14 protein-coding genes are annotated in these 18,043 nt (G+C 60.3%); 11 read left to right on the top strand and 3 right to left on the bottom strand.

Going from position 1 to position 18,043, the window contains the following annotated elements; all coding sequences use genetic code 11:
- Window positions 1-464 precede the first annotated feature (464 nt).
- Window positions 465-812, top strand: a complete 348-nt coding sequence (locus FEF26_RS07870; protein ID WP_138252991.1) for a DUF6907 domain-containing protein — start codon at window positions 465-467, stop codon at window positions 810-812.
- 27 nt (window positions 813-839) lie between these two features.
- Here FEF26_RS07870 and FEF26_RS07875 read toward each other — a convergent pair whose 3' ends face one another.
- Complete coding sequence (locus FEF26_RS07875; protein WP_208012870.1) at window positions 840-1,103, bottom strand: helix-turn-helix domain-containing protein; 264 nt, start codon at window positions 1,101-1,103, stop codon at window positions 840-842.
- Window positions 1,104-1,169: 66 nt separating this feature from the next.
- Between FEF26_RS07875 and FEF26_RS07880 the strand changes: the two genes are divergently transcribed.
- The 5 genes from FEF26_RS07880 (at window position 1,170) to FEF26_RS07900 (ending at window position 5,403) form a co-directional block, all read left to right on the top strand.
- Window positions 1,170-2,729 (top strand): hypothetical protein, encoded by a 1,560-nt coding sequence (locus FEF26_RS07880; RefSeq protein WP_138252992.1) that lies wholly within the window; start codon window positions 1,170-1,172, stop codon window positions 2,727-2,729.
- Window positions 2,730-2,784: 55 nt separating this feature from the next.
- Window positions 2,785-3,126, top strand: a complete 342-nt coding sequence (locus tag FEF26_RS07885; RefSeq protein WP_138252993.1) for a hypothetical protein — start codon at window positions 2,785-2,787, stop codon at window positions 3,124-3,126.
- A gap of 54 nt (window positions 3,127-3,180) precedes the next feature.
- Window positions 3,181-3,738, top strand: a complete 558-nt coding sequence (locus FEF26_RS07890) for a hypothetical protein (protein WP_138252994.1) — start codon at window positions 3,181-3,183, stop codon at window positions 3,736-3,738.
- A gap of 81 nt (window positions 3,739-3,819) precedes the next feature.
- Window positions 3,820-4,038 (top strand): hypothetical protein, encoded by a 219-nt coding sequence (locus tag FEF26_RS07895; protein ID WP_138252995.1) that lies wholly within the window; start codon window positions 3,820-3,822, stop codon window positions 4,036-4,038.
- 849 nt (window positions 4,039-4,887) lie between these two features.
- The gene (locus FEF26_RS07900; protein ID WP_138252996.1) at window positions 4,888-5,403 is read left to right on the top strand and encodes a hypothetical protein; all 516 of its coding nucleotides are present in this window, start codon (window positions 4,888-4,890) and stop codon (window positions 5,401-5,403) included.
- A 205-nt stretch (window positions 5,404-5,608) separates the two neighbouring features.
- Here FEF26_RS07900 and FEF26_RS07905 read toward each other — a convergent pair whose 3' ends face one another.
- Entirely contained in the window at window positions 5,609-7,210 is a 1,602-nt protein-coding gene (locus tag FEF26_RS07905) for a helix-turn-helix domain-containing protein (protein WP_138252997.1), read from the bottom strand.
- Window positions 7,211-7,266: 56 nt separating this feature from the next.
- Complete coding sequence (locus FEF26_RS07910) at window positions 7,267-7,788, bottom strand: hypothetical protein (RefSeq protein ID WP_138252998.1); 522 nt, start codon at window positions 7,786-7,788, stop codon at window positions 7,267-7,269.
- Between the two features lie 102 nt (window positions 7,789-7,890).
- Here FEF26_RS07910 and FEF26_RS07915 point away from each other — a divergent pair, with 102 nt between their 5' ends.
- The 5 genes from FEF26_RS07915 to FEF26_RS07935 all read left to right on the top strand — a co-directional run bounded on the left by FEF26_RS07915 (window position 7,891) and on the right by FEF26_RS07935 (window position 17,792).
- The gene (locus tag FEF26_RS07915; RefSeq protein ID WP_138252999.1) at window positions 7,891-8,340 is read left to right on the top strand and encodes a hypothetical protein; all 450 of its coding nucleotides are present in this window, start codon (window positions 7,891-7,893) and stop codon (window positions 8,338-8,340) included.
- Between the two features lie 318 nt (window positions 8,341-8,658).
- Window positions 8,659-11,064: a phage/plasmid primase, P4 family gene (locus FEF26_RS07920; RefSeq protein WP_166432958.1), complete on the top strand. Its 2,406-nt coding sequence runs from the start codon at window positions 8,659-8,661 to the stop codon at window positions 11,062-11,064.
- A gap of 511 nt (window positions 11,065-11,575) precedes the next feature.
- Window positions 11,576-13,513 (top strand): type I restriction-modification system subunit M, encoded by a 1,938-nt coding sequence (locus FEF26_RS07925; protein ID WP_138253001.1) that lies wholly within the window; start codon window positions 11,576-11,578, stop codon window positions 13,511-13,513.
- Window positions 13,514-13,554: 41 nt separating this feature from the next.
- A complete protein-coding gene (locus FEF26_RS07930) occupies window positions 13,555-14,700 on the top strand; it encodes a restriction endonuclease subunit S (RefSeq protein WP_166432959.1) in 1,146 nt (381 codons plus the stop codon).
- Window positions 14,682-17,792 (top strand): type I restriction endonuclease subunit R, encoded by a 3,111-nt coding sequence (locus FEF26_RS07935; protein ID WP_138253003.1) that lies wholly within the window; start codon window positions 14,682-14,684, stop codon window positions 17,790-17,792. The genes FEF26_RS07930 and FEF26_RS07935 overlap by 19 nt, the downstream gene beginning before the upstream one ends.
- Window positions 17,793-18,043 lie beyond the last annotated feature (251 nt).

Consider the following 18,043-nt stretch of genomic DNA (forward strand, 5'->3'; position numbering starts at 1 on the left):
CCGGACGTGTCATGTCTCGGTGTCATGCTATGGAGCCCCGAAAAATCAGTCAAGGAAGCGGGTTCCAAATGCTCGATGACACCTATGACACGTTCTGAGAAAAAGTAGGCAACTAATGGCCACTGGAGCAGCTAGCCCTGCATAAAGTTTTTGTGCTGGCTCGTTTTGAGCGCAGAGATGTCATGTCTGTCATAGCTGTCATTGCGACCGGCGCTTGTCCACATTTTCCTATGGTGTGTCTATCAGCAGTAATTGCGTATATCTCAGGCTGCTGAGCCACGGCACGAGGACGGACTCATCCTCCACATTGGCTGCATGGTTACAGCCCCTGAGTGTCCGGAGCCCGGCAAGGGGCACGCAGCAGACCAGGATCTCTGGGTGCTGAGGGGAGGGCTGCGCAGGCAGGTGTCGCTTCCGGACACTCACTGGTCACCAGCGAAGCGACAACCTCGGAAGGACCCCTCATGAGTGACCAGAGCAACGGACTGGCGGGCCCAGATTGCCCCCAGTGGTGCCGTGCCCAGCATGGTGACGAGATTCATCCTGATGACCGCCGCCACGAGAGCGAGATCGTGGTGGTGCCAGTGGCGGAAAACGCGCGGACATCCGCGCGAGCTGGCGATGGCGCGGCGCATAGACGACCGGACTCAGCAGAAGTCTTTTTGGTGATCCACCAGCAACTGGGGGAGCCAGATGTATGGGTCGGCCTCGGAGTCGATGGCCGGGGCATGGACCTATCACTGGAAAGCGCCAAACGAGTGCACCAGGCGCTGGAGGATCTGCTGAGTATCACCCGCTGCCAAGGCGAGTAAGCCGCCCCTATCCGCGGCAGACGGTGCTTATTCTGCGCCCTCGGGATCGCGGAACAGCTCCAGGGGGTCAATGCCGAGTCGGCTCGCATAGTCCTCGATCGCGGAGAGACTCAAGTTTTGTTCCCCGCGCTCGATGCCGCCGTAGTAGACCCGGTGTAGTCCCTCGAGTTCTTCTTCGGCAAACCGCGCCTGAGAGACCCCACGCTGCTTGCGGAGCCGCCGCAGGTTCGCACCAACCCGCCGATGAAGTTCGCCAATCGCCACAACATTCCAGCTTGCGCGGAGTGTCACACAAAAGCGACAGAGTTATAACAGTGCAACAATGATCGGGACTCAGACCTCAACGACGGGAGAAACATGCGTAACCAAGGACAACGAAGGCTCTACGAGGTATCTGTGATGGGCGCTGCCGCCCTATTGTTGACCAGCTGCGGAGGCAGCGACGTCGGCCTCGACAACGCCGAAGAGTTTCTCGAAGAGGCCACCAATGCATGGCTGGATTCGCTGCCCAGCGACAACGTCGCGGTCCACGAGGATGCCGGGTGCTTCTTCCTCGTCGACGGCGAGGGCGAGGTCACAGGTGAGCTGGCCTGCGGCGGCGCCCGGACCCTGTTCGCCGACGACGGTGAAGTTTGGGACCTCACAACCTTTGACTACTCCGAGGACTCCGACGGCGAGATAACCACCGAGTTCGACGAGTCCATCCTCGCCGAGGCGGAGATGGAAATCTCCCGCCCTGAAGGAGACGTGGTCGACGCTGGCGGTGACGATGCCCCGGAGGCATTGGATGAAATCGAAGCTCCGCCTCGCCCCGAAGCTGACTCGGGTCTGATCGTGGCTCCCAGCCCACAGGACCAGGAGGATGACGCTGTCGATACCTCTGGTGGCAGTCTCGTCGAGGGCGAGGAGGTCTCCGGTGGTGCTTATACCGTCAGCGAGGAGACAGACCCACAGGATTCTGAGATCGTCACCCCCGCCGGGATCGTCACGATCGAGGAACTCGGGGCTGCAGAGACGGTCACCGTCGAGGGCGTCCCTGGCCAGCGCGGCGTCGATGATGATCAGTCCGCAGTCCCCCACGCCCCGGCTGAAGGCGAAACCTTCCGCTATCTCTGGGCATCGTTTGCAGCCAACGAGCTCCCCGAAGCCCCGGAGAACAACGCCTATCTGGACCTGGGAGATGAGCAGATCGAGCTCAGCTCCCTCGAGGGCGGCGCCTTGGTCTCGGTGCCTGATAGTGGTGCTGAGCTGGTGGTGACCACCGGGGAGGACACCGAGCAGCGCTATGACCTTCTCACCGGCCAGCGCGACAGCGACCCCATCACCGACGGGTTCTATGTCGAGAACCGCCACCAGCCCGAGGCGGACATCACTCTGGACTTCCCGGACTTCGAAGACACCATCACCGAAGAAGAAGTCGGCTCTCCCAGCCAGGCCGGAGACCTGACCATCTCCACCGAAGCAGTCGTCGAGTCCTACACCATCACTGCCTGGAACCCGATGATGGGCTGGGCGAGCGAGGGCGAGGCCTGGCTGGAACTGAACTGGGAAGCCTCGGTCAGCCGTGACGGTGATGCCCGTGCCGGCTACTACCGGGCCAACGATGACCAGCCCAGCGTCGTGGACTGGAGCATCACCGTCGATGACACCACCATCGAGGAGCGCTACGAATCCACCGACGCAGGACGCAACGGCGGCAACAGCTTCGGAGAGGTCAGCGTGATCGCTATTCCGGCTGACTTCGAGACCATCTCCCTGGATGCAGAGATCACCAGCCATTGGGATGAACAGCCGGTCACCGTCGAGCACGAAGGCGCCGAACTGCCCTTCGACGAAACCCATGACTCCGAGGGCGAAGGCGAGGGTGAGGTCGATGAAGACGGCCCCCTCGATGAGGACGAGAACACCGGCTGGTAAAACCAGTCATCGACCCCCCTTCCACTGCCACTACGTACAGAGAGGAACAACGACCATGAATCAGCGCGTGAAAGCTGCGACCGTTATCCCTGCGGCGGCACTGCTGCTGACCGCCTGCGGAGGCGACGACGTCCCCCGGGAAGACCTGGAGATGATGCTCGCCTGGGAAGAGGGTCTCCACACCGACGACGTCAACTGTGAAGACGGTCTCAGTCACCAGGAGGGCGAAACTACCTCATGCACTGTCGATAACGGAGTCTCGTTGGATGCCAGCTACGAAGACGAGGAAGGTGCCCATAGTATTCGCTTCGTCGGAGGCTGGGGAGAGATCTGGGTTGACCGCGACGAATGGGAGGAAATCCGCGACGAAGTGGAGCAGGAGTTCGAGGATGCCTGATCACCACACCGCACCGGTATTCGTCCCTATCAGCAGCATCACAGTCGGGGGTTGATGATGGCCCGAACTCGTCGCTTCAACGCACGGAAGTTCTTCCGTTTCCTGCTCATATTCATCGCGGTCGTCTATGCGGCCGGATGGGTGCTGATGCTGCTCTTCGGTCTGACTCCCGACAGGATGGAGAACCGGTCCATGGGAGGGTGGCCGGAGTACATCTTCGAGCTCATCCTCAGTCCCTTCCTTGCCTCGGCAGCTCTGGTCATCGTCGTGGTGGCACTGCTGATATTCGTCGGACTTCTGCTGCTGATACTCAAGGGCTATAACCTCTTCGACAAGGTGCTCACCAAAGCAGGGTTCTTCGACATCGTCACCCACGAACCATCCCCCACCGTCGGTGCCGGTGCAGAGCCCGGCCCGGGTTCCACCAAACTGGGGCAACGGGTCGCTGCTCGCCGCGAGCTGCATCCGCTGTCACCACAAGAGATCAAGGCCGGAACATTGGGCACTGTGGTCGGCTTCGACGAGGGCTTGGGCACCGACTATTACACGGTGCGATTCGCCAGCGGACAGACATTGAACAACCTCACTGACGCAGACGTCGTCTTCGTCTGATTCGGCTGTTCGGTCCGCCTCAGCACTGATGTTGAGGCGGACCGAACATCGACCACATTCGATGAGGAGGAGGCTCCCCCGATGGCTCAGAACGAACCAGAGAACCTTCCATCTTTCGCAGGGTTATATCGACGCAAAGCCCTCGGTGACGACGTCGCGTTCACCTCCGAACGAAAGTGGATCGCGGGCATGGAACGCCCGGGCAAGAGACGCCAGTACAAGAAGCGGGAGAACCGCCAAGAGCGGCGCAGGATTCGCACACGACTTCACCAACGATTCGACCAGACCGAAGACCAGTGAGCCGACCGCTCCTGGCTCTACGAACAGGGCAAGATTCAGCTGCAGAAACTACTGCGCCACCGCGCTACCCTGTGACCTGAAGGCCAGATTATTCGCCCCACTTATGTGCCCACGATCCTGCGTTTGCAGTCGCTCACAGGGTGCGTCACGATCGGTTGTGTGCTCTCAACGTTGGATGACTGATCCCCGGGCGGCTCGAGTGCCGTACCTGCCCCTTATTTCCCCGCAGAAGTACCCTGCCAGACCCCCATCTCCTATAGCCTCCTAACCCCCTACTTCCACAGCTTGCCACTTGCGATCACACTCTCAGCCGAGACCCCTCGACGCGACCACGAGCCGGGACCCTCGCCCCTCGAGAGAAGTCCCCGCCGGCCGCGTGTCAGCTACGGTTCATCTGACGGCGTCTCGAGGTGCCCGTATAGACCCCCAATCCCGGCAGAAGTACCCCGCAGAGCCTCCATGGCATAAAACCTCCAGACCACGACTTCCCCCAGCTCCACTTAAGAACCAAATATTGAAGCGCTCCGGTCTCCACGGCGAGGTTCACTGCGGCCGTCCGGGCAAGGTGCTTCAGACTGCCACCTTTACGGAGCGATTCGTGCCCGTCATGCCTCCTCGACGGGCTCCTTCTCCAGGGGAACTCCTGCCTTACATTGCGGGCTGATCTGATCGCTTACCTCGTGTACATGGGGAGGTGCCATGGGGCAGGGGTTCTTGTCGCTCACCGAGGAAGATCCGTGGCCAGGTTTGTGAGTGCCTGACGGTGCGCGTCGGCTGGAAGTTGAGTCGGATTCGCGCGCGCAGAACCGGCCTCAGGTCGGTCATAGTGTGCGTCGCTACAGTGGGGACATGACCGACGGGGCGATTGACTACGGCCGGTACGGAAAGCTGCTGGGGCTCAGTCTGCTGTGCTTTCTGGGTGCGATCGTGCTGGGTCTTATCGGAATGCATGCCGGCATCGGTGCCCTGGATGAGATGTATCACGCAGACCCGCAGATCACTCACCATGGTGAAGGTGCAGGTCTGGCAGCAGCGATCGTGACGGTCTACGGAGTGATCCTCGGTGCAGCCGCTGCCTTGGCCTACGGCGTGGTGGCCATTGGGCTGAACATGCGTCGCCGGTGGGGAGTGAGCCTGGGCACCGCCGGCGCACTGGTGGGGTTCCTGCTGATCATCTTTGCCGGCGGGTTCCTGAATGCGGCGCTGTTCACCGTGCTGGGCGACCTGTACGGCAGCGACTACACCCCGGCCAGCACCTTCGGAGTGCTGCTGCTGACCGGCCTCACCGTTGCCGCGCTGCTGGGGCACTGCGTCATCAGCATCCTGTGGCTGCGTGAAGAGACCCGGAGGTCACAACGCCGCTGAGAGATCACGGCGAGTGGCTGCTTTTTGAGCGCGGGCACAATGGTCCTCGTTGGTTTCTTTTGTGAGGGGCTTCGTCCCCTCACACTCCCCCTGGGGGTTGCCGGTGTATCCCCGCTGTCGCGGGGTGGCGCGCCTGCCGGCGCAGGGCGGCGTGGCCCCTGTAATTCGCCGCAGGAACCTGCCCCGATATTCAGCCTCTGGGCTCTTACAGCGGTGGGTCCGGGACCACAGTTCCGGGCAGGACTCCGGTGTAGCCTTCGAGGATGCCTCGATAGGCCAACGGCACTGTCGTCGCTGCCTTCAGACGCGGCACCAGAGTCCGGTGATATTCGCCTCCCTCATCCAGTGAGATGGAGACAGATTCGCGGCTGCCACCATCAGCCTGATTCAGCATCATCACCGCATGTGCAGTGGTGCCAGAACCGGCATAGACGTCAAGGACTCTTCGCGCCGGGACCATCCGGAGGACATCAGCAACGGCATAGACCGACTTTGCGTGAGTGAAGCCAGTATCGGGGACGAGTTTTCGCAACAGCTGTGAGCCGAAGATGCCGTAGTCATGGGTCCAGACATCCCAGACCGTGCCGGGCAGCACGGCCCGGTCTTTGGTCAGCCGCAACTGGTGAGCGCCTTGGTCATCGAGACCCTCAGAGACGATGAACCCAGCATCGAAAGCGGCCACCTGCCCGGCAGGCAGATAATAGATCGGCGTGCGTCCCCGGGGAGAAGTTCTGCCCAGCTTCATCAGACCCCGGGCATGCAGGGCTGTTGCTTTCTCGGGGCGAAGGCGCCACCGGCCCGGCCGGCCCTGCCCATTGGTCGGCCAGATCCCCTCCGCCTCCGGATGGGGTCGAGGACCGTCGACCTGAACAATGCGACCCTGGGCTATCCAAACGGGATAGACGCAGCCGGGTGCCGACTCTGGGGCGTTGTCAGCCCCTGAACGGAACAGCGGGTTCCAGCGCACCGCACCTGCAGTGGAGGCCAGTCCGGTGGGGGTTCTTCCGGTCAGCCCCCATTCCGGCCCGAGCGGCTGTGGGGTTGGGCTCATCGCGCCCTTGTGGATGAACAGGTAGAACTCACCGGTACGACGGAAACCGGGCCGGTAGGTCCCTGAACGCAGGGTGCGTACCGAGACGATCTGCGGCGGGATGTTGGTGACTTCTGCGACGATGGCCAGCATCTGACCCAGTGACCGCTCATCAATGGTGACGATGAGCACCGCGTCTTCGGCCAATAGGCTCCAGGTGAGCTCCAGGCGGTGCTTGGTCTGAGCGGTCCATTCATCGGCGGTGAACCTGTTCCGATAGGAGTGCCTCTCAGACCCGCGTTTCGTGTTGTACGGCGGATCGAAGAAGGCGGCGTCGAAGCCGGGGGTCAGGCGCGGCATGATCTCGGCGTTGTCACCGCAGTAGGTAATGTGCCGACCGCGGCTCTGCGCGGAGCTATGTTCTTTGAGGACGGTCGGCTGTGCGGGGCCTCTGCCCCTGTCCTCGAGATAGGCCTTTGCTGGGGCTGCTTTTTGCTGGAGGCGGTGCACCTCGGAGACCGGAATGCGATGGTGGGCGCCCGCCTTCGTTGCACGGATCTCTCCTGCCGCGATCTTCCGGCTGATCGTAGCCCGGTGGACCCCCAACAGTTCGGCCACCTGCTGAGGGCTGAACTGACCCTCCTCCTGAACCAAGGAGACTTGCTGTCCTTGGCGCAAGGAGGTTCTGACTGCTGCCACGAGCTGCTGCTCCCACGTCGGGTTCTCGACGTCGAGGCCTAGCTCCTCGGGGTTCAGTCGCATAAGCTCTTCGTTCACGCTCTCAGCATACGACCTATGCACAGATGGAGGGTCTGACTGCGCACTCTTGGTGTTCACGGAGCGTGCACGAGATTTCTGGCGTGAAAGTACTCGTCATCCTCGATGCGGTGCACCGCGATCATGCGTTTTCGCGTGAAGTCCGAGTTCATCCCGGAGGCAATGCGGGCGGCCTGATCAGCGATCGCATACACCTCGTGGAAACGTCCGCACCAGGTGGCGATGACCCGGTGTCGCAGCGCCAGCCAGGCGAAGAGGCGGTTCTTCTCATCGAGAGTGATCGGGTCCCGCCTGACTTCCCCGAAGTCCCGTGCGGCCCGCAATACCGGTCCTGGATGGAGAACGTCATGGAACGCCTCAGGATGTCCGAAGCGGTCACCATCTAAGGTTCGGTCCTCTGGCCCATACAGGTCTCGCCAAGGGTCAGCATCAGCCAATGTCTCCAAGAGCAGAGCGTTGGCCGTATCGAGGTACATATGCGCCGTTTCATCGTCCACGTCATAGAGCCCAGCGGTGGTCGCGCTCAGAAGTTGGGCTCGCACATGCCGATTGAGGTGCAGCCGTCGGTCGTTTGTCATGACCAGAGAGTGTCCGGAATTCGCGAACTTCGTGCCGCCATGACGTCACCGTTGCGTGTCAGTGGTTCGTGGAACCCTGAGCACGAAAGGAGAGTGATCAGGGTGGAGCCAGAACTGCAGACTGTGCTGGTCACCATCGGTGCCAGCCAGGGCAGGAAAATGCGATACGCCTGGGCTGAGTTCAATCTTCTACCGGCCGAGCGCGTGTTCTTAGACTGGCTCATCCGTGAGGTTGAGGCCGCACGGCTCCCTGACGGGGCGGTGCTGGAATACATCCTCAACGAGGACCAATCAGATGAGATACACATCCCCGAGGATCTTCCGCCAGGCCCCGGAGCGCGCTTGCCAGGGGCTCGCATGCCGGTCCTGCTGCGGATCGGAATCGGTGGAGGTGCTCTGACTTACTTGGCCCTTCGCCTCTCTGAACTCGAGCTCGGGATGATCGAGTCTGCCGCCCAGGGCTTCGAGGCTTCCCTACGGAAACGAGGCGGCCCCTTCCTGGACTACAAGCTCGGGCCTGACTTCGGAGGATGCTGGCAACCCGGGTTCTAACAACGCGGGCCATATCATCAGCCGCGCTGACGTGCATCCTGTCCTCCCAGATGACTTCTGCCGCCTAGGCACATCACGGCCCTGAACTCCTACCTGCTCTCACAGGTGTTCCCGCCTAGATCCCCGTGAATAAGCGGATCCGAGGAGCTCACAGGCACGCCCAGACCGACTCCAGGAAGGGTCGAGATACGGCAGCCGGACACTGCGGCCCCCGAGGCGCTCAACAGCCTCGCCCGAATGCCCGAACGACCCGTCCGGCAAGGGCACTCCCAGGGGCTCGCCAGAGTCCCCGGGAAGCAGCCGGACACTGGGAGCAGCATGATCCATAACACTGAAAACCACCAGCCCCTCTCCATCCTCGAGACTGCTGAGGAGCTCTTCGACTGCGGGTTCCAGGTCCTTCCTGTGAAGAAGGACGGGACCAAGCGCCCCGCGGTCGGTACTGGCTGGCCCAACTACCAGACCTCGGCCGCGGACATCGAGAAATGGTATGGGGGCAAGCGCTCCCGCGTCGGCATGGGAATCATCACTGGCGAGTCCTCCGGAGATGTCGAACTCCTTGAAATCGAGGGTGACCACGTCGATAAGCTCACCCAGGTCGAAGAGCTCGCAGAGGAGCGCGGAGTCGGCCATCTCCTGGAGCAGGTTCGCCACGGATTCTCTGAGCGCAGCCCCTCCGGCGGCATCCACATCCTCTACCGCCTGGACCTCGACGGCGAGCAGATGCCCAGCAACACGACCCTCGCTCGCACTCACGACTTGAAGGTCATCGCTGAGACCCGCGGGCGCGGTGGATTCTGTGTCATGGCGCCCTCCTATGGGCCGACCCACCCCACCGGCAAACCCTACGTCCGCCTCCACGGCGGTCCTGCGGAGATCGCCATCATCACCATGACTGAGCGCGAGACGCTCCATGATCTCTTCCGTACGCTCGATGAACGTCCGTCTCCGGCACCTGTGACGGCCGGGGCGCCGGCGCGCACTTCATCGTCGGAGGGGGAGCTTCGCCCCGGTGATGATTTCAACGCGCGTGCCGACTGGATGACCGATGTCCTCGAGCCCGCCGGCTGGGAGGTGGTCAAGACTGAGGGCGATGAACTCTACCTGCGCCGCCCCGGTGCTCAGTCGCGCGACCAGCGCAAGCACGACGCTACGTTGAACTACGCCGACGGAGACAAGCTCTACGTTTTCTCCACCTCCACCGACTTCGAACCCGAGGTGGCCTACTCGAAGTTCGGCGCCTACGCGACCCTGAACCACTCCGTCGAGGGTGCGATCGACTGGGCCGCAGCAGCCAAGGCGCTGAGCAAGCGCGGCTACGGCCGCAAGGTCTCATCCAAACAGTCCAACAAGGGCGGAGAACTCGAGGGGCCTCTGGCCATGACCGACCGTGGCAACGCGCTCCTGCTGGCTGAGCACCACCGCGATAAGCTGCGCTACTACGTCGAATCCGGCAAGTGGATGTATTTCACCGGGACTCACTGGTCCGTCCAGGACAAGACCGGGGGCATGGCTATGGAGCTGATGTCAGATGCCATTCTGGCGATGGTCGATCCTGACGAAAGGGCTTTCGACGAAGACCTGGCCGGCTGGCAGAAGAGGTCACTCTCGGCCTCATCCCTGGAGGCGGCCCTGAAGGTCGCACGCATCCTGCCGGAGCTGCGCATCTCCGGGGATCAGCTGGACCAGCAGGCCTACGAGCTCAACACCCCTGGAGGGATCGTCGACCTCCGCACTGGGGAGGTTCTTCCTCACGATCCCGACAAGCTCCACACCACCATCGCTGGAACCACACCCGGCCCTGAGGCCGATCGCGGCCTCTGGCAGCAGTTCCTCGACATCAGCGTCCCGGATCAGGAGCTGCAGCGCTACCTCAAGCGCCTGATCGGCATGGCCGCCATCGGAGAGGTCCTCAATGAAATCCTGGTCTTCTTCTGGGGACGCGGCGGAAGCGGAAAGACAGTTTTCATCGAGACCGTCAAGGCGGCACTGGGCGGCTACGCGGTCAAGGCGCCGGCGAATTACCTGATGGACAAGACCCACGATGACCACCCCACAGAAATCATGGCATTGAAGGGCGCGCGTTTCGCCGTCGCCTCCGAGGTCAAGGCCTCCGCCCGCCTGAATGAGCAGCGGGTCAAGGAGCTCACCGGAAATGAGGAGCTCACCGGCCGTTATATGCGTCAGGACTACCAGACCTTTTTGCCGACCCACACCCTGTGCATGGTCGGCAATGACCGCCCCGCCTTCGACGGCACCGACATCGGAATGACCCGCCGTATGCGCATCCTCCCCTTCGATGAGGAGATTCCCGATGGCAAGAAGGTCCCCCAGCTGAAGAGCACTCTCATCCGCGAGCACCTCCCCGCGGTGCTGGCTTGGATCATCGAGGGCACGCTCGAATACCTCGAACATGGTCTCGGAGAGACACCTGAGGTGGTGGAGGTCGCCAACAAGGAATACGCCGCTGAGAACGATACCGTCGGACGCTTCGTCGACGAGCTCTACATTGTCGGAGCTGCAGCGCTTGGGTTCACCCAGTCACCACGCAAGACTCGCCGCCACTACGAGGCCTGGTGCAAGGGACTGGGCATCCACCCGGTCGGCCCCCGCCGCTTCGCCCAGGACCTCCGCCGCAACGGTGTTCAGGTAGGGGACGAGGGGCCCCGCACTGGAGGAAAGCGATACTACGGAAACATCCGCCCCCGCGGAGACGACGAGTAAGTCTCGAGGCCCTCGCAGAGAGGCTGACTCGGAGGGGCAGGAGTGACGCCACTGAGCGGAGCTGCTGCTCCTCCTCCGTCTGTGATGGGGTCCCACAAGAGGGTCTGAAGCCCCCAGTGCAGATCAACGCGCCCGCAAAGGGATACGTGTCACTGCTGTGTCACCGATCCTGTCATCCCAAAACCGGCGGATATCGGGGGATCTCTGACACGATGACACAAGTGACAGGACTCCCTGAACTCAGCACCAGGGGCTATCTTCCAGCACTCGTATCGTAAGAGAGTTTTGGCGTCACAGATGTCATAGGGACACTTGCGAGGAGGACCAAGGCCGAACCTGCCCTGGGCGATGTTGGCAAGGGCTGTCTTCGCATTCGCCATACTCCACAGGCAACAGAGATCGCTGATGCATAGGATTGGGGGAGCTCGAGAGACGAGAAAAACTCGAGTGTGACGCTGACTAGGTAACACTGTGCCCTTACGCAGTGCCCCGTGATGAGGACAGAGGAGACATGGCGACAGCTTCAACCAGCAACATTGCGCAGGTGGTCTGGAACACCGCGGACAAATACCTGCGCAACGTGGTGGAGGAAGAAGACTACGGCGACTACATCCTGCCCTTCACCGTACTGCGGCGCTTGGAATGCATGTTGGCCGACACCAAGGACGAAGTCGTCGCATATGTGAAATCGCTGCCAGATACGATGCCGGCTCACCTGATCGACATCGGAGTGCGTGACAAGTTCGGCCTCGGCTTCTACAACACCTCTCCGCTGGATCTTGCGACTATCGCCTCTGTCGATGACAACGTCGAGGCGTCGCTCGTTAACTATGTCGAAGGCTTCTCGCAGAATGTCTCCGATGTCTGGGAGTCCTTCGAATTCTCCCGACGGATCAGAACCCTCGCAGCGTCGAACCGGCTGCACGCGGTGATCAAGCACTTCTCGAACCTGGATCTACATCCGAAGCGACTTGAAGACACCACGATGGGCGATGTCTTCGAAGACGTCATGTACCGGGCCTTCAATAAGAAGGGTAAAGCCGCCGGTAACTTCTACACTCCGCGCGATGCCATCAAACTCATGGTTGATGTGCTGCTGGCCGGCGACGAGGACTCCCTGGTGGGCGAATCCACACTCCGGTCAGTCTATGACCCCACCGCAGGTTCCGGCGGCATGTTGTTGGTGGCGCAGCGGGCGCTGGAGGAACTGAATCCTGATATCGGGGTGACCCTCTATGGCCAGGAGTTGATGCCCTCTGCTTACGCACTTGGCAAAGCTGATCTGGTGATTCAAGGCGGTCGTCCAGATGCGATCAAGCAGGGCAATACCCTGACTGAGGATCTCTACGCCGACAAGAGCTTCGACTATGTCCTTTCGAACCCACCGTTCGGAAAGGACTGGGAAGCCGATGAAGAGTCGGTACGCGAGCAGGCGAAGATTCCCGGGTCCCGGTTCAGCCACGGCCTGCCCTCAAAGTCAGATGGGCAGATGCTGTTCCTCGCCCACTGCGCCTCAAAACTGGCACCGGCGGATAAGACTGGCCACGGTGGGCGTGCAGCGGTGGTCTCCAATGCGTCGCCTCTCTTCAACTCTGAAGCTGGGCCGAACTCGATCCGGGAATGGCTACTCGACGAGGACCTGATTGACACAATCATCGCCCTACCGACCAATATGTTCTATGGCACCGCCATCGCAACCTATGTGTGGATTCTGGATACCGGAAAAGCTCCGGAGCGTAAAGGAAAAATTCAGCTGATCGATGCTGCTAATTCTTGGACAGGCATGCGTAAGGCGATGGGCGAGAAGCGCCGGGAGATGCTGGAACCTCAGCGCAATTCGATCCTTGAGGCCTATAGAAAGTTCGATGAGGCGGATGCGTCCATCTCACGTGTGCTTGCTCCCGAGGACTTCAAGTTCCGTGATGTGCCGGTGTTCAAACAGGCCCGTTATGCAACCCGTTTCAATCAGGAAGCCCTGGAGGCTGTGCGCGGGCGTCGAGACTTTGACCCGAAACACGCAGAGATCATGGAGCAGCTCGACGGCACCGCCTGGAACGAAATCCCTGGGGCGTTCAAGGCTGCCGCTAAGAAGGGCGGCGTCAAAGCACCGGCTGGCCTGATCGACGCGGTGATGAAGGTCATGGCCGAAGTTGATGAGAGCGCCTCGCCTGCCGTGGATCGCAAGGGGCAGCCGGTCAAAGACCCGAACTGGAAGATCATCGAGCGGGTGCCGTTCTCCGAGGATCTTCAGCAGCACATGGAGCGCGAGGTGCTGCCGTTCGCGCCAGATGCACAATGGGACGAGTCCAAGGCCAAGACAGGCAGCGAGATTCCGTTCACCAGGCTCTTTTATGTGCCGGAAGAACCTCGCTCGCTTGCCGAGATTGATGCTGATGTACAGCGACTGATGGGCGAACTCTCTGAGTTGTTCTCGGAGGTGAAGGAATGAGCCCTCACTCAGTGATGCGACCACTATGGTCCCTGTGCAGCATGAACGATGAGGCGCTTCGCGAATCTACACCTGCCGACAAGTTATTTGATTACGTTGATATTGGGGATGTAACCACAGGGCGAATAAGCGAGGATGTGGAAAGCTACTCTTTCGGAGAAGCCCCATCCCGGGCTCGGCGACTTGCGAATCCTGGAGACGTCATCGTGTCGACAGTGCGAACGTATCTACGAGCTATTGCCCAGGTCACGGAAATGGAAGCGGATCGGGTCTTCTCGACTGGATTCGCAGTACTTCGACCTATCGACGGCGTGACGGAGCCACGTTTTCTGGCGTACGCCCTTTCTTCAGAGCAAGTAATGGATGAGATCGTTGCGACATCGGTTGGTGTGGGCTACCCCGCTATTGCGGGAACGGCGTTGCATCGCATTAAGGTGCCGAGCCACAACTTGCAGACACAGCGCGCCATAGCGGATTACCTCGATCACGAGACCGCTGGGATCGACGTCATGATCGGCAAGCTGGATCAGCTGGCAGATGCACTGAAAGTTCGACGCCGCGTTGTGATTCAGTCTGCGCTAGGGAGCCTGTTTGATGGAGAGCTCGTTCCCCTATGGAAGATTCTTTTTCCGGTGAAGGACCAGAATCATCCTGGCGAAGAAATTTTATCGGTATATCGCGACCATGGCGTCATTCCGAAGAGTTCTAGAGATGACAACTTCAATAGGACTCCCAGCGACCTGAGCGCATATCAACTTGTTCGACCGACAGATGTCGTGATTAACAAGATGAAGGCGTGGCAGGGTTCATTGGGCGTATCACCGCATCGAGGGATCGTTAGCCCTGATTATCAGGTGGCACGGATCACGGCAGAGGTTGAACCGAACTTCCTGCATCTCGTTCTCCGATCGCCGCTGATGATCCCTCAGTATCGCGCGCGGTCTATCGGGGTGCGCCCGGCGCAGTGGCGTCTGTATTGGGATGACTTTGCAGATCTGCGTATTCCACTCCCACCGGCGGAAGTGCAACGCCGAATTACAGAGGAGTTACACGAAGTCACTAGCAATATCGACACCATGCAGATCAAGCTCGCTGAGCTGAAGGCTCTGTTGACCGAGCGCCGCCAAGCACTGATCACAGAAGTCGTCACAGGCCGAAAGGACGTCGCATGTGCACAGCCCAGCTGATGGAGAAGGAGTTCGAGAAGACCCTCTGCGAGGAGCTTGCTGAGCGAGGTTGGCTCTATGAGAACGATGGCAAGCCCTCGGGCTGGGACACCGGCCTGGGCATGGTGCCCGAAGATGTCCTGCACTGGCTCTCCACCCAGTATCCAGATGAGTACGAGAAAGCTGTTCCAGCTGATCTGGAGAACGGCGCTCGCAAGAACGCCGAGCAGAAGCTGCTCGAGCACGTCACTCGCGAGCTGAGGAAAGCCACTAGGCTCGATCCCAACACCGGCAATCCGGTGGGCGGTCTGCTCGGTGTGCTCAAGACTGGCTTCAAGTACGTACGCCGGGGCGGCAACACTGCCCAGTTCGGCAAGATGATGGAGTTCCCCCCGATCAACGCACAGTTGTTCGATGTCGTTGAGCGCAGCGAAGCTGTGCGGCTGCGCATTCTGCGCCAGGTTCGCTTCGACACCGTCAAGACCGACACCATCGACGTAGTGCTCACTGCTAACGGAATCCCGGTGGTGACTATGGAGCTGAAGACTGAGAACACTCAGACGGTTCACCATGCGATCCGCCAGTACAAGGAGGACCGCAAACCGGGGAAGAACCGTCCCCTGCTGGCGCCGGGGCGGGCGCTGGTTCACTTCGCTGTTTCCAACGATGAGGTCTATATGACCTCAAAGCTCGATGGCGCCTCCACAAAGTTCTTGCCGTTCAACCGGGGCCACGAAGGCCGCGGAGGCAATCCGCCTACAGGCGGATCTCCGACCAACTACTTGTGGCGTGAGATCCTGGCTCGTCCGATGTTCATGCGGATTCTGAAAGACTTCGCTTTTTGGGATCCGGGCAAGAACCCTAATACCGACGGGAAGCTGATCTTCCCCCGCTACCACCAGCTGCGTGCCGTCGAGCGTGTGGTTGCTGACATTGAGCAGCATGATCCCAACGCCGGGGGCGGTCGGTACCTGATCTGGCACTCTGCCGGTTCAGGCAAGACCAAGACCATCGCTTGGTTGTCTCACCGACTGATCCGCCATATGGACGCGTCCCAGAAGTCCACCTTCGATTCAGTCATCGTGGTGACTGACCGTCAGGTACTCGACGAGAACATCCGCGCCGATATGAACCTATTGCAGGCTTCCAAAGGCCTGGTAGTCAATGTGACCGAGCGTGGAGGCACCAAGTCCTCTCAGCTGAAAAAGGCATTGGACGAGGGTGACCACATCATCACCTGCACGTTGCAGACCTTCCCCGAGCTAATGAAGGCTATCGAGGATACCTCTAGTCTGCGGGGGCGACGTTGGGCGGTCATCGTTGATGAGGCGCACTCCTCACAGTCCGGGGAGACTGCTCGAAGCCTGAAAGAGCTGCTCACAGACGTTGAAATCGATTCGGACGAGGAGCTCAGCTCCGATGACCTGCTTCTGGCGCAGGACTCCGCGATTGCACAGGCTGCGAACATCACCTTCGTGGCTCTGACTGCGACACCTAAGTCCAAGACTCTCCGCTTGTTTGGCCGCGAGGCCGAGGACGGATCTTGGGAAGCCTTCGACACCTACACCATGGCTCAGGCCATCGAAGAGGGCTTCATTCTCGACGTGCTGTCGAACTATTCCACCTACGACATGTTCCTCCGGGTCAAGAATCACATGGAGGACGAAGACACTCTGGTCAACACCGATGACGCGGTGACCAATATCGTCCGTTTCGCCCGACTACATCCGACCAATATCGCCCAGAAGGTTCGAGTTGTTGTCGAGCACTTCCACCGCAACGTCGCCCACTTGCTGGGGGGCAAAGCTAAGGCGATGGTGGTGACTGACTCCAGGCTTGAAGCTCGGTTGTGGTCTCAGCGGATGAACGAGTACATCGCAGAGAAGGGATATCACAATTTCCGGACTCTGGTGGCCTATTCTGGGTGGCTGGAGGATGAGACCGGGGAGAAAGTCACTGAAGCCGGCATCAACCAGCGCAGTGACACTGCTCATGCGTTCAAGACTGAGGATGAGTTTCGGGTCCTGATCGTGGCGAACAAGTTCCAGACTGGGTTCGATGAGCCCCGACTGATGGCGATGTACGTAGACAAGAAGCTCTCTGGCATCGCGACCGTACAGACACTCTCACGACTGAACCGGGTCTATCCGGGGAAGACAGCTCCCATGGTCCTGGACTTCCGCAATTCCCCGGCAAGCATCCAGGAGGATTTCAAGAAATACTACTCGGATGCCCGTGTGATCGATGATGTCGACCCCAACTCGCTCTATGACATCGCGGATCGGCTCGATACGGCTGGAATCTATGACGCGGATGAGATGCAGGAGGTCTCCGAGGCTTACCTCAGCGGTGCAGGTGGTGAGGCGATCTCGAAGGCCATTACTCCTATCAAGCAGAAGTGGACTGGCCTATGGCGGCAGGCCACGCTGAAAAAGGATAAGACGACCAAGGACCAGTTGGAAGCCTTCCGCTCAGATGTGATCAAGTACCGCAACGCTTGGCAGTTCCTCAGCCAGATCGTTGACTTCGCTGACCCCGAGTTACGTCGCAGGGCGATTCTGACCTCATTGCTTGCCCGTCACCTACACCTCTCTGACGGCGAGACTGAAGATGATGACTATCTGGCTGGCGTACAGCTGGCAGAAGTGGCATACATCCCGGATCAGGTAGAGCAGGACTATTCCCTGACAGGTGGCGCCGACGGAACAATGGAGCCTCCAGCTTTTGGAGGGATGCCGAAGAGTGGCCGGTCCGCACCTACCAGAGGGCCGCTGGAGGAGGTTATCGACCGGGTCAATCAACTCTTCGCTGCCAACGGAGCTGATGTCGGCAATACCAGTGTTCGTGGCTTTATCACTGCGTACTGGGAGTACCTCAACGAGGATGCAGACGCTGCTGCCATGGCCAAGAACAACTCCGTGGATCAGCTGAAGGCGTCGGATAAGTTCCGTACTGCTTCTGAACTCGCGGCGTTCAAAGCTTGTCAGGATGCGACGGAGATCCAGTCGTTCATGGCCGACCCGAGCTTCATGACAGAAATCGCAAACCTCTCGGCTGAGCAGATGCATGAGCAACTGCGCAAAGGTCAACCGGACGGTTCCGGAGAGGAATAGCATCGTCACCGTTAGCTGAGGAGGGTCGCCCACTACGCTGGCCTAGCGCCTCTGCCGAGGGCGGGTTCACCTTGCTCCTGAGCGAACTCCGCCCTCGGCAGAACTGAGCCTGAGGCTATTCGTCCTCATGGCATGACCCCCTAATTTCGGTCCACGAGTTATGAGAGTCGCACTAGCGCCCGGCGCTCCGGGCAGGAAAACTGGTGTGACCATGACAAGCAAGAGAAGACGCCATACCCCGGAACAGATCA

The sequence above is a fragment of the Nesterenkonia salmonea genome (genome assembly GCF_005771525.1).
Taxonomy (GTDB): Bacteria; Actinomycetota; Actinomycetes; order Actinomycetales; family Micrococcaceae; genus Nesterenkonia; species Nesterenkonia salmonea.